The 23,794-nt window shown below is 69.4% G+C and carries 24 protein-coding genes and 1 pseudogene; 16 read left to right on the top strand and 9 right to left on the bottom strand.

Annotated features, from left to right (window positions below; genetic code table 11):
* Nucleotides 1-72 precede the first annotated feature (72 nt).
* Both FHX82_RS25565 and FHX82_RS38080 read left to right on the top strand, forming a co-directional pair.
* A complete protein-coding gene (locus tag FHX82_RS25565; RefSeq protein WP_145938067.1) occupies nt 73-885 on the top strand; it encodes an SDR family NAD(P)-dependent oxidoreductase in 813 nt (270 codons plus the stop codon).
* A 139-nt stretch (nt 886-1,024) separates the two neighbouring features.
* Nucleotides 1,025-1,348 (top strand): annotated as a pseudogene (locus tag FHX82_RS38080) (MOSC domain-containing protein); the annotation flags it as partial.
* Here FHX82_RS38080 and FHX82_RS25560 read toward each other — a convergent pair.
* Both FHX82_RS25560 and FHX82_RS25555 read right to left on the bottom strand, forming a co-directional pair.
* A complete protein-coding gene (locus tag FHX82_RS25560) occupies nt 1,285-2,520 on the bottom strand; it encodes a serine hydrolase domain-containing protein (RefSeq protein WP_183176837.1) in 1,236 nt (411 codons plus the stop codon). The pseudogene FHX82_RS38080 and the gene FHX82_RS25560 overlap by 64 nt on opposite strands.
* A 145-nt stretch (nt 2,521-2,665) precedes the next feature.
* On the bottom strand, nt 2,666-3,508 hold the full coding sequence (locus tag FHX82_RS25555; RefSeq protein ID WP_145938065.1) for a formate/nitrite transporter family protein: 843 nt from the start codon (nt 3,506-3,508) through the stop codon (nt 2,666-2,668).
* 637 nt (nt 3,509-4,145) lie between these two features.
* On the opposite strand from FHX82_RS25555, the gene FHX82_RS25550 reads away from it, so the two are divergent.
* The 4 genes from FHX82_RS25550 to FHX82_RS25535 all read left to right on the top strand — a co-directional run bounded on the left by FHX82_RS25550 (nt 4,146) and on the right by FHX82_RS25535 (nt 6,343).
* Nucleotides 4,146-4,436 (top strand): IclR family transcriptional regulator domain-containing protein, encoded by a 291-nt coding sequence (locus tag FHX82_RS25550; RefSeq protein ID WP_229880232.1) that lies wholly within the window; start codon nt 4,146-4,148, stop codon nt 4,434-4,436.
* 498 nt (nt 4,437-4,934) lie between these two features.
* Nucleotides 4,935-5,888: an SMP-30/gluconolactonase/LRE family protein gene (locus FHX82_RS25545; RefSeq protein WP_221216555.1), complete on the top strand. Its 954-nt coding sequence runs from the start codon at nt 4,935-4,937 to the stop codon at nt 5,886-5,888.
* 24 nt (nt 5,889-5,912) lie between these two features.
* Entirely contained in the window at nt 5,913-6,077 is a 165-nt protein-coding gene (locus FHX82_RS25540) for a hypothetical protein (protein ID WP_183176836.1), read from the top strand.
* On the top strand, nt 6,074-6,343 hold the full coding sequence (locus tag FHX82_RS25535) for a hypothetical protein (RefSeq protein ID WP_183176835.1): 270 nt from the start codon (nt 6,074-6,076) through the stop codon (nt 6,341-6,343). Before FHX82_RS25540 ends, FHX82_RS25535 begins: the two co-directional genes overlap by 4 nt.
* Nucleotides 6,344-6,528: 185 nt before the next feature.
* On the opposite strand, the gene FHX82_RS25530 is transcribed toward FHX82_RS25535, so the two are convergent.
* Nucleotides 6,529-8,139: a DEAD/DEAH box helicase gene (locus FHX82_RS25530; protein ID WP_145938063.1), complete on the bottom strand. Its 1,611-nt coding sequence runs from the start codon at nt 8,137-8,139 to the stop codon at nt 6,529-6,531.
* Between the two features lie 398 nt (nt 8,140-8,537).
* Between FHX82_RS25530 and FHX82_RS25525 the strand changes: the two genes are divergently transcribed.
* From FHX82_RS25525 to FHX82_RS25515, 3 genes are all read left to right on the top strand, one after another.
* Nucleotides 8,538-9,455, top strand: a complete 918-nt coding sequence (locus tag FHX82_RS25525; protein WP_145938080.1) for an MBL fold metallo-hydrolase — start codon at nt 8,538-8,540, stop codon at nt 9,453-9,455.
* Nucleotides 9,456-9,481: 26 nt separating this feature from the next.
* A complete protein-coding gene (locus tag FHX82_RS25520) occupies nt 9,482-10,921 on the top strand; it encodes a carboxylesterase/lipase family protein (RefSeq protein WP_145938062.1) in 1,440 nt (479 codons plus the stop codon).
* Nucleotides 10,922-11,007: 86 nt separating this feature from the next.
* Complete coding sequence (locus tag FHX82_RS25515) at nt 11,008-11,862, top strand: helix-turn-helix domain-containing protein (protein ID WP_145938061.1); 855 nt, start codon at nt 11,008-11,010, stop codon at nt 11,860-11,862.
* A 54-nt stretch (nt 11,863-11,916) separates the two neighbouring features.
* On the opposite strand, the gene FHX82_RS25510 is transcribed toward FHX82_RS25515, so the two are convergent.
* Nucleotides 11,917-13,137 carry an ROK family transcriptional regulator gene (locus tag FHX82_RS25510; RefSeq protein ID WP_145938060.1) on the bottom strand — a complete coding sequence of 407 codons (1,221 nt, stop codon included), beginning with the start codon at nt 13,135-13,137 and terminating at the stop codon, nt 11,917-11,919.
* 248 nt (nt 13,138-13,385) lie between these two features.
* Here FHX82_RS25510 and FHX82_RS25505 point away from each other — a divergent pair, with 248 nt between their 5' ends.
* On the top strand, nt 13,386-14,213 hold the full coding sequence (locus FHX82_RS25505; RefSeq protein ID WP_145938059.1) for an SDR family NAD(P)-dependent oxidoreductase: 828 nt from the start codon (nt 13,386-13,388) through the stop codon (nt 14,211-14,213).
* Between the two features lie 45 nt (nt 14,214-14,258).
* Here FHX82_RS25505 and FHX82_RS25500 read toward each other — a convergent pair whose 3' ends face one another.
* Complete coding sequence (locus FHX82_RS25500; RefSeq protein ID WP_183176834.1) at nt 14,259-14,417, bottom strand: hypothetical protein; 159 nt, start codon at nt 14,415-14,417, stop codon at nt 14,259-14,261.
* An 85-nt stretch (nt 14,418-14,502) separates the two neighbouring features.
* On the opposite strand from FHX82_RS25500, the gene FHX82_RS25495 reads away from it, so the two are divergent.
* The 4 genes from FHX82_RS25495 to FHX82_RS25480 all read left to right on the top strand — a co-directional run bounded on the left by FHX82_RS25495 (nt 14,503) and on the right by FHX82_RS25480 (nt 18,508).
* Complete coding sequence (locus FHX82_RS25495) at nt 14,503-15,324, top strand: hypothetical protein (protein WP_229880231.1); 822 nt, start codon at nt 14,503-14,505, stop codon at nt 15,322-15,324.
* Nucleotides 15,325-15,358: 34 nt separating this feature from the next.
* Nucleotides 15,359-16,453: a sensor histidine kinase gene (locus FHX82_RS25490; RefSeq protein ID WP_145938058.1), complete on the top strand. Its 1,095-nt coding sequence runs from the start codon at nt 15,359-15,361 to the stop codon at nt 16,451-16,453.
* Entirely contained in the window at nt 16,450-17,091 is a 642-nt protein-coding gene (locus FHX82_RS25485) for a response regulator (RefSeq protein WP_145938057.1), read from the top strand. Before FHX82_RS25490 ends, FHX82_RS25485 begins: the two co-directional genes overlap by 4 nt.
* A gap of 502 nt (nt 17,092-17,593) precedes the next feature.
* Nucleotides 17,594-18,508 (top strand): aldose 1-epimerase family protein, encoded by a 915-nt coding sequence (locus FHX82_RS25480; RefSeq protein ID WP_145938056.1) that lies wholly within the window; start codon nt 17,594-17,596, stop codon nt 18,506-18,508.
* 109 nt (nt 18,509-18,617) lie between these two features.
* On the opposite strand, the gene FHX82_RS25475 is transcribed toward FHX82_RS25480, so the two are convergent.
* From FHX82_RS25475 to ctaD, 3 genes are all read right to left on the bottom strand, one after another.
* Nucleotides 18,618-18,884, bottom strand: a complete 267-nt coding sequence (locus tag FHX82_RS25475) for a hypothetical protein (protein ID WP_145938055.1) — start codon at nt 18,882-18,884, stop codon at nt 18,618-18,620.
* A gap of 133 nt (nt 18,885-19,017) precedes the next feature.
* Complete coding sequence (locus FHX82_RS25470) at nt 19,018-19,272, bottom strand: YrhK family protein (protein ID WP_145938054.1); 255 nt, start codon at nt 19,270-19,272, stop codon at nt 19,018-19,020.
* Between the two features lie 29 nt (nt 19,273-19,301).
* Nucleotides 19,302-21,083, bottom strand: coding sequence for an aa3-type cytochrome oxidase subunit I (gene ctaD, locus FHX82_RS25465; protein ID WP_183176833.1), 1,782 nt, complete (start codon nt 21,081-21,083; stop codon nt 19,302-19,304).
* Nucleotides 21,084-21,316: 233 nt separating this feature from the next.
* Here ctaD and FHX82_RS25460 point away from each other — a divergent pair, with 233 nt between their 5' ends.
* Entirely contained in the window at nt 21,317-22,186 is an 870-nt protein-coding gene (locus FHX82_RS25460; RefSeq protein ID WP_145933567.1) for a class II glutamine amidotransferase, read from the top strand.
* A gap of 25 nt (nt 22,187-22,211) precedes the next feature.
* Complete coding sequence (locus tag FHX82_RS25455) at nt 22,212-22,595, top strand: hypothetical protein (RefSeq protein WP_145933568.1); 384 nt, start codon at nt 22,212-22,214, stop codon at nt 22,593-22,595.
* Nucleotides 22,596-22,609: 14 nt separating this feature from the next.
* On the opposite strand, the gene FHX82_RS25450 is transcribed toward FHX82_RS25455, so the two are convergent.
* Nucleotides 22,610-23,713, bottom strand: a complete 1,104-nt coding sequence (locus FHX82_RS25450; protein WP_145933569.1) for a hypothetical protein — start codon at nt 23,711-23,713, stop codon at nt 22,610-22,612.
* Between the last annotated feature and the right edge of the window lie 81 nt (nt 23,714-23,794).

Raw genomic sequence — 23,794 nt, 5'->3', positions numbered from 1 at the left:
CCGTCGCGCTCGACTGCCTCAGTTTCCAGGAACCGGACTCATCTCGGCGCTGTTGCAACGGCGGCCCCAACCGTGAGCCTCGACGGGCTGAGCATCCTCGTCAGCGGTGGCGGCTCCGGCATCGGCCGGGCCGCCACCCTGGCCTACCTGGGAGCAGGCGCGAGGGTGACTGTCGTGGAGCGCTCACCAGCCCACGCCGCGGCGCTGCGCACCGACGCCGCGGCACTGCCACTGACCGTCGTGGAAGGCGACGCCACCTCATCGGAGGTGCTGGCCGAGGCCGTACGTACCGCCGTGCGCACCGGCGGCCGGCTCGACCGGCTGACCTGCTGCGTCGGCGTGTTCGACCACTACGCGTCGATCCGCGACCTGCCTGTCGCCGACCTTGTGGCCGCGGCACAGGAGATCTGGCACAGCAACGTGGTGAGCGCGCTCGCGGCTGTGCGCACCGCGTGGCCGGAGCTGGAGCGGGCCCGCGGTTCAGCCATCCTGACCCTGTCCGAGTCCGCCTTCCACCCCGTCGGTGGTGGGGTGCTCTACGGCAGTTCCAAGTGGGCGCTGCGCGGCGTGGTTCAGCACCTCGCGGTGGACCTCGCGCCGGCGGTCCGCGTCAACGGTGTCGCCCCCGGCGGCACGTCGGGCACGAAGTTCTCCGGCCTGAGCGCCCTTGGCGGGGCGGAATCCACCGTGGATGCCCGAGGTGGTCGCTCAGCACGCATCGCCGCCACCACCCTGCTCCAGACCACGGCCACACCGGAAGACCACGCCGGCGCGTTTCTCTACCTCGCCGACCCCGTCGCCGCCCGCGTCGTCACCGGAGTCGTCATCAACACCGACGGCGGCCGGGCTCCGGTCACGGCGAAAACACCCGAAGAGCTAGCCTGATTCCGCCGCGCACGATCCACCGTCCGGCGCGACGGAGCGTCCCCCGCATCAGTACGCTCCTCAATTTCCCGGTCGGGCGCATCCGCGAGCAGGTGATCGACGACGCCACCGTACCGACCGCAGTCCGCGCTACGCGTACTGGGCGAGCCGCCTGGCACTACCGGAGACGGAACTGGCGGACGGCTTGTTCGGCGAGAACCTGACCTTCGACACGCTGGACGAAACGGACCTGCGGATCGGTGACGAGCCGAGTGTCGGCGCCGCGAGCCGAGGAGGTGGCGCTCGGCGGCGAGTTTCGACTGGTGGTCGAGCAGTGGCTCCAGTTGCGGGTGGGTCACCGACATCAGCACAACGTGTTCGGCGCGGGCGCGTTGGGCCGCGTCGATGCCGTTCTGGCAATCAGCCAGTGGTGCGGTCGTTAGGGGTTCCGGAGGGCGAGACGTTGCTGTCTTGGACGGTCTGAAGTGCCTGGATCGCCAGGGCGGACAGATTGTCCTGCTCGCCGCTGACTGAGCTGTTCACCGCGACGACGACGATCACGCCGGTCTCCGGGTCGTAGATGTGCAGCGCCCGGAAGGCGAATGTCTGGCCTTCGTAGGTCCAGACCGTGCCCGTCGCGGTGGTCGTCGCCTGGCCGACGCCCAGGCCGTAACCGGTCGGATCGGCCAGGCTGGTCCGGGCGATCGGCTGGCTGGTCGTGGTCGACACCAGGCTTTCCAACTCGTGCTGCTGGCGCGGCGGCAACAGCTGGCCCGTGTACAGCGCGCGTTCCCAGGTGGTCAAGTCGGCCAGCGACGCCACGATGGCACCCGCGCCCTGCGCGAAGGTCAGGTTCAGCGGCGGCATGGGGGTGCCGAACAGGGACGGCAAGCCCGCGTTGGCGAAGTATCCCGTCGCCATCCGGTCAGCGGTCCCGGGTGGGCAGGTGTAGGGGGCATAGCAGGTGTCGCGCAGGCCGAGCGGCACGATGAGGCGCCGGGTGAGCTGGTGCGCGTACGTGTCGTGGGTAGCCCGCTCGATGATCAGCTGGGCCAGAATGTAGTTGCTGTTGGAGTAGGCGTAGACGGCCGGCCCCACCGGGAGATTCGCGACATACGACACCAGTTGGTCACTGGTGAAAACGGTGTCCGGGTCCGTGGCCACGGCGGTCACGAAGGCGGCCTGGCTCGTGTAGTCGGGAATTCCGCTGGTCATGTCCAGCAGCCGCTGGATGGTGATGTCATGCCAGGCCGGGTACTGCGGCAGCCACGTGCCAAGCGTGTCGCGGATCGACAGCTTCCCCTCGGCTTCCAGCTGCAAAAGCATGACCGAGGTGAACGCCTTGGTGTTACTGCCGATCTGCCATTCCGAGTGGCGCGGCACGGGCGTCGTTCCGCCGTACTGCGTGGTGCCGACCGTCTCGTCGATACTCGGCTTGAATCCGGGGTAGTCCACCCGCACCGAGACGGCCGAGATGTGCTCTGCCGTGCCCCGGGTGGCCAGGTACTGGTCGATTTCGGCGCGTAATGCCCGTGCCAGCCCGGTGCTGCTGGTCTGCGCGGCCGTTGCCGTGGTCGTCCCCAGGACCAGCACGACCGTCGTCGCGAGCAGCGGGACGATCAGCCGGGGCCGAAAATTCCTCATAAGGCTTCTCATGAGGCACAGTCTGTCCGCCCACGGCTGCCGTCGGCGACGACCACACGACTGAACAGTCCCTGAAAATCGGGTCAGAGGAATCCCTGCTCGACCAGCGGACGCGACAACTGCGCACAACCCTTTCCGGAATGCCCGCCCCACGGAGTCAGCTGGTCTGGTCAACCCGTTCTTCGCGGACATCGCGCTGCGCCTCTTCGACTCGGTGAGAGACCCGGAGCAGCCGGATCGACGTGACCAGGCCGATGCCGCCCAGGACGTTGCCCAGCGATGACCAGGCCAGCGCCAGTGCCCAGTCCCCCCACGAGTAGTGCGCCGAGCCACCCAGCAGTCCGGCGAACATGACGATCGAGTCGAGCACCGAGTGGAACAACTGTGCTCCGACGAGCAGGAACGGCATGGCGACCGCGGCGACCAGTTTGACGCCCATGTCGTTGGTCGAGTGCTGCATCCGGGTCATGAGCGTGATCACCGCGCCGGCCAGCACGGCCAGCACCAGCGAGCGCCAGGACGTGCCCAGCGTGGCGTAGTGCATACCGGTCGCGGCTGCGGTGTCACGAAGTTCGGGCAGCGCGACGACGACCATCCCGGCCATCGCGAAACCTCCGGCGAGGTTCGCGGCGAGGGTGATCACCCACAGCCGGAGCAACCGTGACCAGGAACCATTTCCGGACACGACGGCGGTGACCGGGACGAGAAAGTTCTCTGTGAACAGCTCGCTGCGCGCGAGCAGCAGCGCGATGAACCCGATCGTGAACGCGACGGCGGCCAGCAGCGGCTGCCCGGTCTCGTGCTCGACGACCAGATAGGCCAGCACCCCGACCGCGACGTCAACCCCGCCGAGCAAGCCGGTGGCCACCAACGGCAGCAACGGGCGTCCGAGCCGGTCGCGGCCTTCGCCGATGATCCGGTCGAACGCTTCCTCGAGCTCCGGCTCGTCCCGGCTTCCGACCGGAGATCGGAGCGGCAAGGTTCCGTGCTCGTCGGTCATCGCATCTCCAGCTCGCCGGTGAAATCCCCATTGTGCGCGCGACCCCCGGCATCGGCGACCGAACCGGTTGCAGCGCAGGTCAAGAGACCGCGAACCGCAGCGGCCCAACCGCTTGCCCGGCGTGCGAGCACGTGACTGTCCACCGGAGGTGGTCGTGACCGCGGCGGCAAGGATCAGGGGTGTGAACCACGGCAGTCGCGAGCATCGGCTGGGCACCAGGACCAACGGCGTCGACAGAAGGCTCCCGTGTCCCAGCCACCTCAGCAGCAGGCCCCACCGGGCGCCACCGGCTCCAGGGAACCCGTGCCGTGGCGGTCGCGTTCGCCCGAGACGGCGCGGACGTGCTCATCTCCTACCTCGATGAGTACGAGGATGCGCGCGAGACTCAACGGTGGCTCGAGGAAGCCGGGCGCTAGGCGGTGCTGGTGAGCAATGCGGCGTTCCAGATGTCCCACGAGTGGATCGAGGACATTTCCGACGAGTAGTGGGCACAACCCCAGCGACGAACCTCAGCGCGCTTTTCCACCTGACGAAGGCGGCGGCGCCCCACAGCAGGCGACGTCACCACGGCGGGGATCGCGAACATGATCGCGGCCTTGACGCAGGTGCTCGGCCCAACGGCATCCGGGCGAACAGCGTGGCCCGGATCGACGAAGTCCGTGCCCAGGGGTGGGCGCTGATCGACCAGGAACTCGAGCGAGGCGTGCGCAGCGTCGCGGTCCCGCTCCGTGACGACAGCGGCCAAGTAGTCGCCGCCGTCACGGTCGGCACCCACACCAGCCAGATCGACGACGACACGTTGTTCGGCTCGATCCTCCCCCGCTTGCGAGACTGTGCGGCCGCCATCGGCCGCACCATCACTGCCAGTGCCGTCTTCCGGGGGTCACTGGGCGGCGCCACGGATTTCGCCCCGGAACAAGGGCCCTGAGGCCCTCCGGCAAGCAGCGCGGCGTGGCGAGAGGGAACACGCGTCAAACGGCTTTACCGCGACAACGCCGAACGAACCGGCATCGAATGGAAACGCCGCGACTGCATCTCCGACGACTTCGCCGCAGGCACCCCGGCCAACCAAGCCCTCTCAGCGGCCAACACCTGCCTCTACGGCACGGTCCACGCCATCATCGTCGCACTCGCCTGCGCACCAGGACTCGGCTTCGTCCACACCGGACACATCCGATCCTTTGTCTCTGACATCGCCGACCTCTACAAACAAGGCCTCGCCCAGGCCAGAAAGCAGATCACCAAACTGCCGGGAACTCGTGCAGCAGCTCACGGCGAAAACCTCGAACTGCGCCGCCAGCAGAACCAGCCCGACTACCGGCCAGCAGGATGACTCCCTCCGTGGTGGGGGCAACAATGGACACGCCGGCTCCCCAGGGGGCGTGCGCGAGGGCCAGGAAAACGTCCCTTGCAGCGGTATTGACCGGTGGGGCAGGATGGCTCGCGGGGACTGGGGCGACTGGAGGGATTTTCTATGCGCAAGATCCTGGCCGTACCACTGGTGGTGTTGTCGCTCCTGCTGGGTCTGGCAGGACCGGCAGCCGCGGCGACCAAGGTGATCGTGCTCCCCGGCGCCACCTCCGCCGAAGGCATCACGGACGCCGGCGACGGCACGTTCTACACCGGCGACCTGATCGCCGGCACGATCTTCCGCGAGAACGTCAGGCGAGGCACCGCGGAGCGATTCATCGAAGCACCGCCCGGTACCGGGGCCGCGGGCCTGGACCTGGACCAGCGCCACGACCTGCTGTTCGTCGCGGGCGGGAACGGAGGCAAGGCGTACGTCTACAACACCCGCACCAAGGCGAAGGTCGCGGACTACACCTTCGGCGACCCACAGACGTCGTACATCAACGACGTGGCGGTGACCCCGTACGGCGCCTGGTTCACTGACTCGTACCACCCGCAGCTGTTCTTCGTGCCCACTGTGTTCGGCGTGCTCGGCTCACCGCGCACACTTCAGCTGAGCGGCCCAGGGGCCGGCGGCTCCCCCGGCGACTTCTTCATGAACGACATTATCTCCACGCCGTCCGGGGACACCTTGCTCGTAGCCGCCACGACACCCGGCAAGGTGTACACGATCAACCCGATCACGGGAGCCAGCAAGGAAATCGCGGGAGTCAACGCGCCCAGTGTGGCCAGCCTCGTGCTGGAAGGCCGGCGGCTCTGGGCGGTACAGCTCGACGACACGATCAGCCGTTGGTGTTTGGACGGCGACCTGAGCCACGGCGTTGCGGCCGGCACGATCAAAGATGACCTGTTCGATCAGCCGGTCTCGGCGGCCAAGGTCGGCAACCAGCTCGCCGTCGTCAACTCTCACATCTTCAGCGGCTATCCGCCGACCAGCCCGACCTACGAAGTCCTCATGGTCGGTGCGTGAGCCCGAAGCAGTCCCGGACCCGACTTGGCCGGCACCTTCGACGACACGCATCTGGTCAACGCCGCGCTCGATGTCCACGCCGACCACCTGCGCCGAAACTTCACCGCGGCGGAGCCGTATCTGGTGGTTCGCCGTGGTGGTGGCGTCGAGCAGGATGGGAACGCCGAGCCGCTGGCCGGGTCCGGTTGAGCAGGACGATATCGGCGCCGGCCTGGGCGGCGAGCACGACCTGGTCTCGTCCCCAGTCCGCGGACATCGTCTCCGCGACGACGCTGGCCTCGGGCACGGCAGCTTTGATCCTTGATGAGTGGGTCTCCGACCTCGATGAAGTCGGCTCCGGCGTCGACAGCGGCGATCGCGTCGTCGATGTCGCGCATGTCGAGGGCGATCTGGACCGCGCGGCGGTTGCGGGCACGGCGGAACCGCTCGCCAGCTGCTCGGGTTCAGTCAGCTGAGGCTGACGATCCATAATCGCCGGGTCCGGGAGGCCCGGACGGCCGATCCCCTGATGTGGCGGGCACCCAGCGGATGCCCGCCACTGCTACCGGGTGCCGCCCGCGGAACGTCCTCACGCGATCCTGATTTCGTCCACTGGCGATCGACGCGGTGCCGTCGAGGAAGCGCTGCCAGAGCTGTGCGGTCAGCGGGAGCGGCGGGCACCGGCGCGGGTGCCCGCCGAGAAGGCGGCGGCACCGCCGCGGCGGGCGGGAGCTCCACCGGAGGATTTGGGGCCGGACTCGGACTTCGCGGCGCCCGAGCGGCGCGGCTGGGAGTCGGCGGCACCGCGATGGACCTGGCCGCCCCGAGACTCGAGGGACTTCCCGGAACCACCCTTGCGACGTCCGGTGGCGCCGGCCGAGCGACGACCCTGACCGGCGGACGCGCCACCACCGCGGTTCTCGTCGCTCTGGGACTGACGCGACCGGCGGTCCGCCGCACCACGCCGCGCGCCACCGGGCGCACCCTGGCCACGGCCGCCGTTGCCCCGGCCGGAACGGCGGTCCTGGTCACGTGCGCCTTCGCCGTTCGCGGTGACCTTCCTCGGCCGCGTGTCCGCACTCGGGCGCGGCGAGGACGGGGTGAACGACCGCTCGCCCGGCGCCAGCGCGGACAGCAGCGGATGGCCAGGGCCGAGCTGCGTCGTGGTCGGCTTGATCCCGGCCTTGCGGGTCAGGTCACGGACGTCGGCGACCTGCTCGTCGGTCATCAGCGTGACCACGGTGCCGGACGCCCCCGCCCGCGCCGTGCGCCCGGACCGGTGCAGGTACGCCTTGTGCTCGACCGGCGGGTCGGCGTGGATGACGAGCGCGATGTCGTCGACGTGGATACCGCGGGCCGCGATGTCCGTCGCCACCAGCGTCTTCGCCGCCCCGGACGAGAACGCCTCCAGATTGCGCGTCCGCGCCGTCTGCCCGAGGTTGCCGTGCAGTTCGACAGCCGGGACACCGGAGGCGACGAGCTTGCGCGTCAACTGCTTGGCACGGTGCTTCGTCCGGGTGAACACGAGGGTGCGGCCCGGCGCCGCGGTGAGGTCGACCAGCACCGGCAGCCGGTGGATCTCCTCCAGGTGCAACACGTGGTGCGTCATGGTCGACACCGGCGACCGCGCCGAGTCCACGCTGTGCGTGACCGGGTTGTTCATGAAGCGCTTGACCAGCACGTCGACCCCCGCGTCGAGGGTGGCGGAGAACAACAGGCGCTGACCACGTTCGGGAGTGGCCGCCATGATGCGCCGGACCTCGGGCAGGAAGCCGAGGTCGGCCATGTGATCGGCCTCGTCGAGCACGGTGATCTCGACGGCGTCGAGGTTCGCCGCACCCGAACGCATGTGGTCGGCCAACCGTCCTGGGCAGGCGACGACGATGTCGACGCCGTCACGCAGCCGGTTGAGCTGGGGGTTGGGGCTCACCCCGCCGAAGATCGTGGTGACCTTGAGGCCGAGCGGCTTGGCCAACGGCAGGATCGAGCTCTCGATCTGGGTGACCAGCTCGCGGGTCGGCGCGAGGATCAGCGCACGTGGCCGGCCGGAACGGCGCCGTGCCGGACCGGCGGCGAGCCGGGCCAGCAGGGGCAGCACGAAACCGTAGGTCTTGCCGGAACCCGTGCGGCCACGGCCGAGGACGTCCCGGCCCGCGAGCGAATGCGGCAGCGTGGCGGCCTGGATCGGGAACGGGCTGGTGACCCCCTGCGCGGCCAGCGCGTCGACGAGGGACTCGGGCAGGCCAAGGGTGGTGAAAGTAGGTGTGCTCATAAGTAGTTGTGAACGCCGGGGCGCCCTGAATCTCCATAAGTAGGGGTTGTCCTGCCCGGCGCGGACCTGGACGGCCGCGGCGCGTGGTCGTTGACAACAAGACGCGGCCAGAGGCAGAACTGAGCCGGCCGCATGATCAGTATACCCGAACGATCTCCCCGCGGAAGCGCGACCCACAGAGGGGACGCCAGGCCGAGAGCGAAGCCGGACTCGACCACTACCAAGTCAGGTCCTGGCGAGCCTGGTATGCCCACATCACCCTGTCCATGCTCGCCCACGCCGGTGCCGTGTCGGATGCCAGCCAGTGCGGTGGGTACGACAAGCAGGATCTGGCTCGCCGCTCGCTGCTCGCGCACGCTGGAAAACGTCGGAAAACCGAACGAATCGAAGGACGTCTCGTGAAGTCTGCACCCGAAGAAATCATCTTGGGCGACGTGAGCGTCACGCGTATCAAGGAGTTTTACGGCTCGGTCGAAATGACTCCCGCCGAATTCTTCCCCGGGAGCACCCCGCAGTCCTGGGAACAGCACCGGGACTGGCTGGCGCCGGACTTCTGGAACCCCGGCACGAACGAAGTCCGCGTCGCGCTCCAGACCTGGTTGCTGCGCAGCGGGGGCCGGACCATCCTCGTCGACACCGGCGCCGGCAACCACAAGGAGCGGCCCTACGCTCCGTTCTGGTCCCACCGCGACACCGACTTCCTCGACAACCTCGCCGCGGCGGGGGCCCGGCCGCAGGACGTCGACCTCGTGGTCAACACGCACCTGCACACCGACCACGTCGGCTGGAACACCCGCCTCGACGGCCGGTCGTGGGTGCCCACCTTCCCCAACGCGACCTACCTCATCCCGCAACGGGACTTCGACTTCTGGAATCCCGCGAACAACAACCCGAGCGTGTTCGGGCGGGGGAACCAGAACGTCTTCGAAGACAGCGTGACGCCGGTGCGTGACGCCGGGCTGGTCCAGCTGTGGGACGGCGTTCACCGAATCGACGGCAACCTGAAGCTTGAGCTGGCCCCGGGCCACACGCCGGGCTCGTCGGTCCTGCACCTGGAATCCGGCAGCGACCGCGCGCTGTTCGTCGGCGACCTCGTGCACACGCCGCACCAGATCGTGGAGCCCGACAACAACTCCTGCTTCTGCGAGGACCCCGCTGAGGCACGCGCGACGCGCCAGCGGCTGTTCGGGCTCGCCGCGACGACCGGGGCACTCGTGTTCCCGGCCCACCTGCCCGGGCCCGGCGGCGTACAGGTCGAACGCCGCGGCACGCGGTTCGCCATCAGCGATTGGGCCGGTTTCTCCCGCATCTCGTGAACGCGTACTCGAAAGGAAACAGGTCGTTGTCCCAGCAACACGAACCGGTCGTCCGGACCCCGGCCGGCGCGGTGCGCGGATCCCGTGAGGGGACCGGCGAACGCTACCGCGCCATCCCGTACGCGACCACTCCGACCGGAGGCGGCCGCTTCGCCGAAACCCGGGCGCACCCGGGCTGGCCGGGCGTCCGCGACGGCACCCGCCCGTCCCCCTCGGCACCGCAACCGGCGCGGAACTTCGGCCGACTCGACATGAGCCCCTACTTCGGTCCGGGCTGGATCCGCGGCGAGGAATACCTGACCCTCGACGTGTACACCCCCGGAACGGACGACCGGCGGCGTCCCGTCATGGTGTTCGTCCACGGCGGGGGGTTCGTGACCGGATCCACCGCCGCGGCGCTCTACGACGGCCGTGCCTTCGCGCGCGACGGCGTGGTCCTGGTGACGATCAATTATCGCCTGGGCATACCAGGGTTCCTCACCTTGGCCGGCGCACCGGACAACCGCGGCCTGCTGGACGTCCTCGCCGCGCTCCGGTGGGTGCGCGACACCATCGCGGTGTTCGGCGGCGACCCCGGCAACGTGACGGTGTTCGGTCAGTCCGCCGGCGCCACCCTGGTCGCCGGGCTGCTGGCAGCTCCGGCCGCGAAGGGCCTGTTCCGGCGCGCGATCATGCAGAGCGGCAGCGGCACCGGGGCGTTCACGCCGCAGCAGGCGCGCCGGATCACCGCAGCGGCGGCCACGGCGCTGGGTACCGAGCCGACCGCGGAGGCGTTCGCCGGCATCCCGGACTCCCGCTTCCTGGACATCCTGCCCGCGCTGTCGGGAGTGGACCTGAAGACCGAGACCGCCACCGACCCGCTGGCCGGCCTGAGCCCGTTCAGCCTGGTGCTGCCGGTGCAGCCGGCCGACGCGCTCACCGAAGGCCCCGCCGGGGACGTCGACCTGCTCATCGGCACCAACACCGAGGAAGGACACCTCTACCTGGTGCCGCAGGGGAAGTTCGGCACTTCCACCGACACCGACGTCCTGGCCGTCGCCACGGCGACCGTGTCCTCCCCCCGAGCGGCCCTCGCGGCCCTGCGTGCGGTGCACCCGGATGCCGGCCCCGGGCAGTTGCGCTCGGCTCTCTTGGGTGACGCGTTGTTCGGGAGGGGCTCGGCGAGGATGCGCGAAGCTCACGCCGAGCTGGCCCCCGGCCGCACCTTCGCGTACTCCTTCGCTCACCGGTCGACCGCGTTGGACGGGCAGCTCGGTGCCACCCACACGGTCGAACTCCCGTTCGTGTTCGACCTCGCCGACGAGCCGTGGCTGCACGGCGACACGGGCCTGCTGGGTCGTGGAGCGGCGCCGGAGGGCCTCGCCCGCGAGGTGCACCGGGCCTGGGTGGACTTCGCCGGTCACGGCGACCCGGGCTGGTCGCCGTACACCGGGGGGACGGAAAGCGTGCAGGTCTTCGGCGCCTGAAGACCGGCCTGCCGGGGAAGGCAAGCGGGTCAGCCTGATCCCGGCAGGGACAGGCTGACCCGCCGAAACATCCGCATACTGGGCTCATGGGCGATCAAGGACCGCTGGCCGAATACCTGCAGGCGTGCCGGGCGCGGCTGCACCCGGACGACGTGGGGCTACCCACCCGCGGCGAACGGCGGCGGGTGCCCGGTCTGCGCCGCGAGGAGGTCGCCGGTCTGGCCGGCGTGAGTGCGTCCTACTACATCCGGCTGGAGCAAGGCCAGTCGGTGAACGCCTCCGACGAGGTGATCGACAGCATCGCCCGCGCGCTGCTGCTCGACGACGCCGAGCTCGAGCACCTCCGGGTCCTCGCCCGGCCCGCACGTCGCCGCGCCGTGAAACGCCCGCCGGCCGAGCGGGTCGACCCGGTGACCGAGCAACTGCTGGCCGGACTGGGCGAGATGCCGGCGATCGTGCTGGGCCGGCGCACCGACGTACTGGCGTGGAACCGGGCCGGTCACGCGTTCTTCGCCGGGCACCTCGACATCGAGGCCCCCGGCAGGCCCGCCGACCGGCCGAACATGGCGCGCCTGGTCTTCCTCGACGCTCACACCCGCGAGCTCTACCCCCAGTGGCCGCCGAAGGCGCGAGCGGTCGTCGGCAACCTGCGGGTGACGGCGGGCCGTCATCCCGAGGACACCGAGCTGAGCACCTTGATCGGCGAGCTGGCCACCCACAGTGCCGAATTCGCGACGCTGTGGGCAGATCACAGGGTGCTCACCTGCACCGCCACCGAATACCCCATGCGGCACCCGCTCGTCGGCGACCTGACCGTGCACCAGCAGACCCTGTCGCTGGCGCACGCCGTCGACCAGACACTCGTGGTCGTCACCGCCGAGGCCGGCTCGTCGTCGCGGGCGGCGCTCACGCTGCTGACCGCGGCGCTGTGTGACGCCTGAACCGGCGAAGAGCCGGCACGAGATCGCTCGTCACCGGCCGGCCACCGAAGGCGTTCACCTCTCGCCGATCCGCTCTCGGCTGTGCTCGGCGATGTTCTCGTACTCGGCCAGTGGGTCGTGCAGCAGCTGGGAGAACCCGAGCTCGCCGGCGCCGACCAGCGTGGCGTCGTCCCCGAGCGCCGAGACTTCCAGCCGCACCCGTTCTCTGGCGACGGGAAGGACGTTGACGGCGATCCGGGTGCGCACATACGGCGCCACACCCGGGTACATGTCCCGCAGCATCCCGCCGAAGATCACCACGCCGGGGTTGAAGAGGTTGATCAGGTTGGCCACTCCGATCCCCAGCCAGTCACCGACCCGCCGAAGCGCGTCCCGCGCCACCGGATCGCCTCGGCCGGCATCGCGCACCACGGCTCGCACGGCTTCGCGGCCGAACGCGTCCGCGGGTCGACGGGCGGCGTCGAGCAGCGCCCGCTCGCCGGCCTCCGCCTCAAGGCAACCCCGGGAACCGCATCCGCACGGACGTCCGTCGCCGGGGTTGACGACGATGTGTCCCAGTTCGCACCCGTAGCCCGTATCGCCGTCCAGCAGCTTGCCGCCGGCGATGATTCCCCCTCCCACGCCGACGTCGCCGTGCAGGTAGATGAGGTTCCGGACCCCGGTCCCCGCTCCGCGGTGCTGCTCGGCGATCGCACCCAGGTGTGCTTCGTTGCCGACCAGCACCGGCAGTCCCAGGCCCAGGTTCCGGGACAGCTCGGCTCCGAAGTCCTGATCGACCCAGCCCAGATCAGGACCGAAACGCACCGTCCCGTCACCGGGCTCGATCATCCCGCAGTAGGACGCGCCGACTCCCACGCAGATCGCCGTCGACGGTGCCGATCTGTGCAGCTGCCTGCCGAGACGGGCCAGTACATCCACCACGTAGTCGAGATCGGGTCCGGCGCGCGTCCGAGCAGCCACCACGCGCTCGAGCACCACCCCACCCAGCCCGATGCGCGCAGCGACGAGCTGATCGACCGCGACGTCGAAGGCCAGTACGTAGATTCGTTCGGACTCGGGGAGCACCATCAGCGACGGGCGGCCCTGCTGACGACTGTCCTTCGGCAGCTCCTCACGGACCAGACCGGCGCCGGCCAGCTCGGCTGTCAACGCCATGATGGTGCTCCGGTTCAGGCCCAGCTGCTTAGCCAGATCCGCGCGAGAAATCCCGCCGCTGAGATGGACACCGCGAAGGAGCGCGCGGACGTTGTGCCGCCGGATCTCCTCCCGGTCCACCCCGATCTCCCCAGCAGTCCGGCATTCCGATGCTTCGTTCGAGGCACTGTCGGTCCGCACGCGAGTGCAATGCCGACAATCGTAGCGCCTGGGGCACACGGTTGGTCCATCCCTCGCGCGGCGACGGGAAGCGCGACATAGACACCAACCGAACGGCGTGACACAACATCTCAGCCCGGAAGGGCAGTTGATCGACGGCCTCGCCGGTCCGGGCCCTACCCTGGCGGTACCAGCTGGGGAGGCAGTGCATGAGTGAGGGAAAGACCGTCGTCATCACGGGTGCGAGCGACGGCATCGGTGCCGCGGCCGCGCGGCGGCTGCACCGGGAGGGGCATCGGGTGGTCGTCGTCGGTCGCTCGCCGGAGAAGACGGCCGCCGTCGCGGGTGAACTCGGGGTCGAGTCGTTCGTCGCCGACTTCACCCGGCTCGACGAGGTGCGCAAGCTCGCCGAGGACCTGAACGCGGCCTTCTCCCGCATCGACGTGCTCGCCAACAACGCCGGTGGCCTCTTCGGCCCGCGCACCGAGACTGCCGACGGTTTCGAGAAAACGTTCCAGGTCAACTACCTGGCGCCGTTCCTGCTCACCCAGCTGTTGCGCGACAAGCTGATCGCCTCCGGCGCCGCGGTGCTGCAGACGGCGAGCATCAGCGCACGACTGGCCGCGAAGCTCGAACTCGACGACCTGAACCACGACCACGACTTCGCGCCGGTCCGGGTCTACAACTCCACCAAGCTCGAGATCGTCCTGTTCACCAAGGAGCTGCACCGCCGGTACCACGCGCAGGGTGTCTCCGCCGCCGCGTTCGATCCCGGCGGCGTCGCGACGAACTTCGCCACCGGCTCCAGCAGCCGGCCGATGCGGATCCTCTACACCACTCCGGCACTGCGAGCCCTGCTGCCCGGCCCGGACAAGGGTGCGAAGACCCTGGTGTGGCTCGTCCAGGGCCGGCCCGGTTCGGACTGGGAGTCCGGGGGCCTCTACCTGCGGCGCAAGCCCAGTCGCACGAATCGCCAGATCGAGGACGCCGACCTCGCGCGCGCACTGTGGGACCGGACCGAGGAACTGCTGAAGTAGCGGCCCCTCGCTCCGCTTCGGCGAAGCATCGTCGCCGGACGGACATCATGGTCCGGCGGTTCGGGGTTCTCCGCCATCGCGCTCGCCGTCGAGCGGGGAGCCGTCCTGAGCCTCGGCCACCATCGCCGCCGCAGCGGCCTGCTCCGGCGACAGCTGCGCCGGCTTCTCGTCACGCTTGCGTGGACTCACCAGGTCCGAGGTCATCACTCACGAGGGCTCCTACCAAAGAGACAGGTGGTGTGTCCATCGGACGATGTGGCGGGGGCGCCCGTGATCCACCGTGTTGGCCATGAAACGAATGCACTCGGGGCCTACGCCGGCCGGGTCCGGCCGCCGGTGGCGGACGCCCGCTCTGGTCGATCGCGATGCCTGGTTCCCCGGCCGGGTCATCGGGGGTGCGGCGCTCGTGCTCGGTCCCCTCGTGTGGTGGGCGGGACTGTTTCTGCGGTACCTGGCGCTGCATTCGGGAGCCTTCACGGCCGGGCAGTTGGCGGAGTTCGCCAGGCAGCCGTTTGCCGCTCCGTCGCAGCTGGCGGCCTACCTGGCGAACCCCGCGCTGGTCACGGCCGGGTACGCGTGCTTCGCTGCCGGGGCACTTCTGTTGTGGCCGGCCTTCGCCACGCTCGCCCATGTCGTCGCGGCGCGGGTTCCGCTGCTCGCTTGCTGGGGTGGCACGCTCGTCGTCCTGAGCCTGTTCGCGCGGCTGTATTTCGCCGGGGTCGATCAGACCGCCTTCCACCTGGCGGCGTCGCAGGGATTCGACCGAGCGAGCGACTTCGTACAGGCCAACTACCAGGGCATCTCCTACGGACCCTGGCGAGTCGCCGTCACGGCGCACGCCTGCCAGTACCTCGGGACACTGCTGCTGGCGATCGGAGCGTTCCGGTCGGGAACGTTCGGCCTCGGGCGGTGCCTGCTGCTTCTGTGGGCGGGGACGCTGTGGGGAGGCGTGCTCAAGGCTGCTCACCTCGCCGACCTGTTCGAGTACGGTGCCCTGTGCCTGGTGCTCGTGCCGTTGGGCGTCCGGGTGCTACGGGACCGTGTCGCCGAATTGCGCGCCGGGCCGGGTCCCAACGGTGACATTCGTTCCCTGCGCCTGCTGAGCTGGTGAAAAGCTTAGGCTCATCAGGGTGAGGAGCCAGGGGATGCGTGACCGGCTGAGGGCGTGGTGGCTTCCGGCTGCGGCGTTCTGCGCCGCTTTCCTGCCGGTCACGAGATCACCTGCCTACTTCGCGCTTGCCACGGTGCCGGTGTACGTCCAGGGCGTGGTGGTCGGGCTGGTGGCCGCCGCGGCAGCGCGCTGGGTGCCGCGGCGCCACTGGCCGCTGTTCGTGGTCGCGGCGGCCGATGCGGTGGTCCGGTCACCCGGGTTCCTGCTGGCGGTGACGTCCTGTGTCGCGGCGACCGCGTACCGGCGGCCTCGGCAGCTGATCGTGTACACGGTGGCCGCGAGCCTGCTGGCCGTGCTTCCCCGGCCCGGCGTCGAGGTCGTCTCCTCGCTCGGTGGGGCACCGCTGTTCGTGTGGTTTCCGTTGATCGTCGGGTTGTGGGTGGCTACGCGGGCACAGGTGGTCGCCGGGTTGCGCGAGCGTGCCGAACGGCTGGTGCTGGAGCAGGCCGCGCGTGCTGAGCAGGCCCGTGCGCACGAGCGGGCGCGGATCGCGCGGGACATGCACGACGTGGTGGCCCACCGGGTCTCGCTGATGGTCCTGCGCGCGGGGGCGCTGGAGATCAACGCGGACGACGAAAAGACCGCGGCCGAGGCGGAGCTCATCCGCATCACCGGCAAGGAAGCGCTCACCCAGCTCAGGGCCGTCCTCGGCGTGCTGGAGCAGGGAGAGCAGGACGCGTCCCAGCCACGCCTGACACTGGCCGATCTCGACTGGCTGATCGAGCAGTCCAGATCGGTCGGCGTTGCGGTGGACCGGTGCGACGAGGGCACACTGCGCGAGGTGCCCGCCACGGTGGGCCAGACCGCCTACCGGATCGTGCAGGAGGCCCTGACCAACGTGCACAAACATGCCCGCACCGCCACCACGCACGTCGTACTGCGGTACCTGCCCTCGACACTGCAGATCACCGTCGAGAACACCGTGCCGCGCGACTGCGCGCCGGCCATGCCGGGCAGCGGACTCGGACTGAACGGCCTCAGACAGCGCGTCGAGACACAGGGCGGCCGTTTCACCGCTGGTCCGGAACCGGATGGCGGTTTTCTGGTGTCCGCGGAGATTCCGGCATGATCCGAGTGCTCATCGTCGACGACGAGGCCCTCGTGCGGACCGGACTCCGCATGATCCTGGAAGCGGCGGACGACATCGAGGTGGTCGCCGAGGCGGGAAACGGGGCCGAGGCCGTGGCCGCCGTCGCCCGTCATCGGCCGCACGTCGTGCTCATGGACGTGCAGATGCCCGGCATGGACGGCGTCACCGCACTCCAGGAGATCAACCGGTCCCCGAACCCGCCCAAGGTCGTCATGCTGACCACCTTCGATCGTGATGAACACATCTACGGCGCCCTGCGTGCCAGGGCCGCGGGATTCCTGTTGAAGGACACCGCACCGCGGGACCTGATCGCCGCCGTCCGGACGACGGACGACGGCAGCGCGGTGCTCTCGCCTACCGTCACCAAGCGAATCGTCGACACCTTCGCCGACCAGCACTCCCCGGACACCCGCGCCGCCGGGAAACGCCTGGCCGCTCTCACCGAGCGCGAACGGCAGGTCGCCCGCGCGGTGGCCCGGGGTCTGGCCAACGCCGAGATCGCCCGGGAACTCGGCATGACCGAAACCACCGTCAAGGCCCACATCAGCCGCTCACTCACCAAACTCGGACTGACCAACCGGGTACAAATCGCGCTGCTCGTCCGCGACGCCGGTTAGACCGGCAGGCGAGGCGGCGAAGGCTCACCAGCCCACGCACGTCTCTCGACCAGCCCCTTTGCTCAGCGTTCGTCGCGATGCCGGTTCGGTCGGAGCAACGTTGCCGGCCCGCCGGTCAACCTTCAGGCGCTGCCGCACGGCTGCTTCAGTTGGTGGTGTTCGCCGCGCCGTATCTGGCCTCGCCGGCCAGCCGCCCATCGCCGACTTCTACTCCCCCGAGCCCCCGAACGGGAATCCCGGCCGACATCACCACACTCCTCCTTACCTCACCTCGGCCGACGCCTCGTTCGTCACAGGCTCGGAATTCGTCGCGGACGGCGGGCTCCTGCTCGGCCCCGCCCTGCAGCCCGGCACGACGGCAGCCTGACCGGATCACCAACCGCCCTGAACGTCCCCCTCGGTTTGTACGTTGTTCGCGCTTCGCAAGACGGCCGCCAGATTGCGCGGGCCGGTTCCGGGGAACGTGTGCGGAGAGCAAACGCAAAGCACGGAAAGGAACGGCATGCCCCTCGCCCCCTCCGGTCAGCAGTACGAAATCTCTTCCGGGCCGCACCACGCGGTGGTCGTCGAAGTCGGCGGCGGCATCCGCGAGTACTCCGTGCGTGACCGGCCGGTGCTGGAACCGTACGCGCTCAGCGCCGTGGCCGACGGTGCTCACGGCACACCGTTGATACCGTGGCCGAACCGGCTCGGCGACGGCCGGTACCGCTTCGAGGGGGCCGAACACCAGCTGCCGCTGACGGAACCGGCGAAAGGCAATGCGATCCACGGGCTGCTCCGCTGGCGGCCGTGGGAGGCGGGCGACCTGCGCGGCGACGCGGTCACCATGAGCACCCGCCTGCACCCGCGGCCCGGGTATCCGTTCTGCCTGGACGTGGCGATCCGGTACGAGCTCTCCGATCAGGGCCTGACCGTCACGACCACGGCGGTGAACGCCGGCGACGCCGCCGCCCCCTACGGTTACGGGCACCACCCCTACCTCTCCCCCGGCCCGGGCCGCATCGACGATGCCGTGCTGAGCTTCTCGGCCGGCACCCGCCTGGTCACCGACCCGGAGCGCCAGCTGCCCACCGGGACCGAAACCGTGGCCGGCACCCCCTATGACTTCTCGTCCGGGCGGCGGATCGGTGAACTGGAGATCGACTACCCGTTCACCGGGCTGGCCAGGGACGGCGACGGGCGGGCCTGGGTGCGGCTGCGGGGCAACGACGGCGCGACGAGCGAGCTGTGGGTCGACGAAACGTGCCCCTACGTGGAGCTGTTCACCGGCGACTCGCTCGCTCCCGCCCGCCGGCGCACCGGTCTCGGCGTGGAACCGATGACGTGCCCGCCCAACGCGTTCCAGAGCAGGAAGGATCTCGTGCGGCTCGAGCCGGGTGAGCGGATGACGACCAGGTGGGGTACGCGGCTGACCTGACCGCCGAGCAGTTGCGGACCGCGCCGGCCGAACGGCGACGCGGCCTCGATCCCCAGCAGGCCGAGGAGCAGGCCACGGGCGAACAGCACTGAGGGCGGCGCCCTTCCGGTCACGCCTCCTCGAGCGCCTCCCCGACCCCCTTGGCCACCCTGTTGCGGCTGTCGGACACGAGGATGTGCCCGGCCGCCAGCGCGAGGCCGATCGGCCACTCGATCACTTCCAGCGCGGTCAGCGTCGCGATGCTGCCGAGGTAGGCCAGCTGCCTCGGCGGGGGTACCTTCACCTCGCCGAGCAACGGCAGGTTGATCCGCCTTCCTTCTCCGGACGTGTCCCCGGTCCTCCCCGCCGCCGCATCCTGCTTCGTCTTGGCGCTCATCAGGTCTTCCTTTCCGGTCTCGTGTTCCCGCTCTCATACCCGGCGGTTTCCGTGGTCACACGGCGCCCCAGGGCTGATCACCCTTACGGTCCCCTGAAGCTGGTGGGCGGCAGGCCGGGGAGTCCGGCGCGTTTCACCCGTGCACGGGGTCGTGCGCCGGGCGCTGTCCCGGCGGGCCGTTGAGGCGGTTCCGTTCGTGGATGTAGATCGCCTGGCCAATCGCGCCCAGCATCATCCCGAACGAACCGATGATGAACAACCAGATCGCGAGCTGTTCGGCCCACGACCACAGGAACAGCACGCTGCCGACGAAGAAGATGACGTTGCCGATGACGCCGATCACCAGGTGGACGGTCGGAAATTCGCGGATGAAACTCCGCATGCTCATGGTCGTCTCCCTCCAGCCTCCCGGGAGGCTCACTTGTCCTTCGGGTCGTGGTGCATCTTCTTGTGCTCCGGCACGGTGCCCGACGCGGCGAGCTCCGACGGCGCCGCCCGCGGCTTCCGGTGCTGGGTGGGTGTCCGGTGCGACTCTTCCCGAAACTTCTCGACGAACTGCGGATAGTGGAACTCGAACGCCGGGCGCTCCGAGCGGATCCGGGGCAGGTCCACGAAGTTGTGCCGCGGCGGCGGGCAGGTCGTGACCCACTCCAGCGAGTTCCCGAAGCCCCACGGATCATCCACTTCCACCAGCTCGCCGAACCGGTAGCTCTTCACGACGTTGTAGATGAAGGGCAGCATCGAGAAGCCCAGCACGTAGGAACCGATCGTCGACACCAGGTGCAGGGTGGTGAACCCGTCGGTGGGCAGGTAGTCGGCGTACCTGCGTGGCATGCCCATGGCGCCGAGCCAGTGCTGCACCAGGAACGTCAGGTGGAAGCCGATGAAGGTGGTCCAGAAGTGGAACTTGCCGAGGCGCTCGTCGAGCATCCGGCCCGTCATCTTCGGGAACCAGAAGTAGATCCCGGCGAAGGTGGCGAACACGATGGTGCCGAACAGCACGTAGTGGAAGTGCGCGACCACGAAGTAGGTGTCGTGGATGTGGAAGTCCAACGGCGGTGCGGCCAGGATGATCCCGGTCAGGCCACCGAGCAGGAACGTCACCAGGAACCCGACCGACCACAGCATGGGATTTTCGAAGGTCAGGTGCCCGTGCCACATCGTGCCGATCCAGTTGAAGAACTTGATCCCGGTCGGAATCGCGATGAGGAACGTCATGAACGAGAAGAACGGCAGCAGCACGGCGCCGGTGGCGAACATGTGGTGCGCCCAGACCGCGAACGACAGGGACGTCAGGATCACCGTCGCCCAGACCATCAGCTTGTAGCCGAACAAGGGCTTGCGCGAGAAGACCGGGATGATCTCGGTGACGATCCCGAAGAACGGCAACGCGACGATGTAGACCTCGGGATGGCCGAAGAACCAGAACAGGTGCTGCCACAGGATGGCCCCGCCGTGCGCGGCGTCGAAGACGTGCGCACCGATGAGACGGCCGGCCAGCAGGCCGAACAACGCGGCGGTCAGGATGGGGAACGCGAGCAGCACCAGGATGCCGGTGAACAGGATGTTCCAGGTGAAGATCGGCATCCGCCACATCGTCATGCCCGGGCAGCGCAGGCACAGAATGGTCGTGACCATGTTGACCGCGCCCAGGATCGTGCCGAGGCCCGACACGATCAGGCCCGCCGCCCACAGGTTCCCGCCCACCCCCGGCGAATGCGTGGCGTCCGACAGGGGTAGGTAGGCGGTCCAGCCGAAGTCCGCGGCTCCTCCCGGGGTGAGGAACCCGGCGAGCACGATCAGCCCGCCGAACAGGAACAGCCAGTACGAGAACGCGTTCAGGCGGGGGAAGGCGACGTCGGGCGCCCCGATCTGGAGCGGCAGGATGTAGTTCGCGAAACCGAAGACGGTGGGCGTGGCGTAGAGCAGCAGCATGATCGTGCCGTGCATGGTGAACAGCTGGTTGTACTGCTCGTTCGACAGGAACTGCAGACCGGGGTGGGCGAGCTCCGTGCGCATCAGCAACGCCATGGCACCGCCGGCCATGAAGAAGGCGAACGCCGTGGTGAGGTACATGATCCCCAGCTGCTTGGGATCGGTGGTGCGGGCCAGGCCGAGCAGGACCGCGCCACGGGGCGTGCGCCGCGGCGCCTGTTTCCGGATCGGCGCCGGCTCGGCGGTTGCGGTGTTGCTCGTCATCGGGACTCCCCTACGAATCGGGCTCTTCGGTCGACGCCGCCGTCCTGATCGGACAGATGGGCGAGCCCCGGTCCGCTCACGTGGCGTCGGCAGACTTCCTCCACCACCACCCCTTCAACCTGTCGCTCGCCTTACGATTCATCGCTTCCGCCCCAGGTGCCGCACGGCTCGGTTTCGGCCTGTCCGGGTGGTGGTAGCTGGTGACGAATCCACGCGAGTACAGGAGGTCGGCGATGTGCCGGTTGTTCGGAATGTCCGCGAGTCCCGAGCGCGTGCGAGCGACGTTCTGGTTGCTGGAGGCGCCGGACAGCCTCGCCTTGCAGAGCCGCCGTGAGCCGGACGGCACGGGACTGGGCACCTTCCACCCGGACGGCACCCCCCAGGTCGAGAAGCAGCCCCTGGCCGCTTACCAGGACCGCCAGTTCGCCGAGGAGGCGAAGGACCGGGAGTCGGCGACGTTCGTCGCCCACGTCCGTTACGCCTCGACCGGTGGCCTCGACGCGCGCAACACCCACCCCTTCACCCAGCGCGGCCGCATCTTCGCGCACAACGGAGTGATCGGAGACCTGGACAAGCTGGACGACGCGCTCGGTGAGTACCGGGACCTGGTGCGGGGTGACACGGATTCCGAACGGTTCTTCGCGCTGATCACCCACTACATCGACCGGCACGACGGCGACGTCGCGGCCGGGATCACCGGCGCCGCCCGCTGGGTCGCCGAGCACCTCCCGGTCTTCGCGATCAACCTGATCCTCACCACGTCCACGGACCTGTGGGCCCTGCGCTACCCCGACACCCACAACCTGTTCGTGCTGCAACGCGCCGCAGGAGGCGAGCACGGAGATCGTCACCTCGAACACGCCAGCCCCGAAGGGCGGATCCGAGCCCGGTCCGGGGCGCTCGCCGACCATCCCGCGGTGGTCGTCGCGAGCGAGAAGATGGACGAGAACCCCGGCTGGCAGAACCTGCGTTCCGGTGAGCTGCTGCACGTCGACGGGCAGCTCACCCTCACGCGGCGCGTGATCCTCGACCGGCCGCCGCGCCACCAGCTCACCCTCGACGACCTCGGTGCCCACGCCAAGGCGTCCCAGTCCGGGCAATGACCGATCGCTGACAAGGAGCACCGCCATGCCGCTGACCCACCCCGGCGACCCCGAGCGCACCGGACGCGAGGAGATCGGCGTCAACCCCGTGTTCACCCGGGAGCCGGTCCGCATCCCGCGTGACCGGCTGCCCGAGGGCGAGCTCGACCACGAGACCGCCTACCGCGTCTCCGCGCTCGGCGCCTTCAAGCTGATCACCGACGGCCGCCAGCTGCCCGTCTTCGCCTTCACCCTCGGGTTCACCCACAACCTCGCCGACCTGCTCCTGCAGGACCTGCGCCGCGCCTTGCCCAGGCTGCGCGGGCAGGACAAACCACAGCACGGCACCGAGTCCAGCACCTTCTCCCACGGCGCCGAGTCAGGCCACAACCAGGACCCGCGGGCCCGCGCACAGGCGGAGCGAGCCTGAGACTTCCCGCCGGGTCAATCCGACTCGCGTTCCACGAGCCGATGCCGTGCCTGCTCGCGGTAGCCGTAGGTCGCCTGCCGGACCGTCGTGTCATCCTCGAGCCCTGACCCGACAGCCCCCGCCACCGTGCCGAGCACGCTCGCCATGAGCGTCACCTTCACGTAGTCGAGTGGGCCCGCGGGATGTCCCACACTGCCGGCCAGGTACGCGGGCGGTACCACCAGAGCGACCGCGATTCCCGTGAGCAGGCACAGCGCCAGGAAGAACACGATCGCACCCGCTCCGACCGTGAACACCGTGCCGGCATTGCGCAACCGGCGCTCCCGCTCGCTGCGGGCGTGGCTGCGCTCCCGGTGCTCCCACAGGCTGTGGTTCACGATGAGCCACACCGCGAGTGCCCCGATGGCGGCCACGATGACAGCGCTCAACCGCAGCGGGCCCAGCGACGTCGCCAGGAGCCAGATCGAGGAATAGAGGATGCCGAACGCCGACCCGGCGACGGCGCTCGCGAGCGCGGTGGACAGTCCGATCACCAGCTGCCACGGGCGGTTCGCCCGGATCATTCCGGCGAGCAGCCGGACGAAACCCGGCCCGGCCCGGCGAAACCCCTGGATCTCGTGGTCGCCGGGTGGCACGGGTTCGAGGCCCACCCGGCGCAACTGTCCGGCCGGGTCAGCGGAGACGGCCGGATCCAGGACCGCGACGAGCGGCACCACGACGTCGCGCAGGCGCCGGTGCAGCAGCACGCCACCGAGGGACGGCAGCGAAACGAGCGCCACCCGGTCGGCCCGGCTGATCTTGACCGCGGTCACTCCCCCGTCGTCGAGCAGCGGCAGATCGGTGAGGCAGACGGCAAGATCCCAGTTCGTGTCCCGCACCCGCTGCCGGGCCTTGTCCACGAGCCGCTGCGAGTCGGGGAACATGGCCTCGAACGGATCACGGACCCGCTCCACCGACCACCGCACTTCCGGGCCGACGGCCGCCCGCAGTTCGGCGGGCAGTGTCCTTGCCAGCTCTCGGGCCAGCGTGGCCGGCAGGTCCGGGTCGGCGAGCAGCCCCACGACCACTTCGCGTGGGCTGTTCTCCGTGGGATCGGCCGGGCCGGCTGGTTCAACCATGTCCACACGCAACCTCTCTGGCGTACGGGCGCACTGCGAGGTTCCCGGCCGTACCAGCGGCGAAACGGAAAAGTGGTGTCC

The sequence above is a fragment of the Amycolatopsis bartoniae genome (assembly GCF_014191255.1).
GTDB lineage: Bacteria > Actinomycetota > Actinomycetes > Mycobacteriales > Pseudonocardiaceae > Amycolatopsis_E > Amycolatopsis_E bartoniae.
Note: the sequence above shows the minus strand (reverse complement) of the source record. Positions and strands in the feature narration are given on the sequence as shown.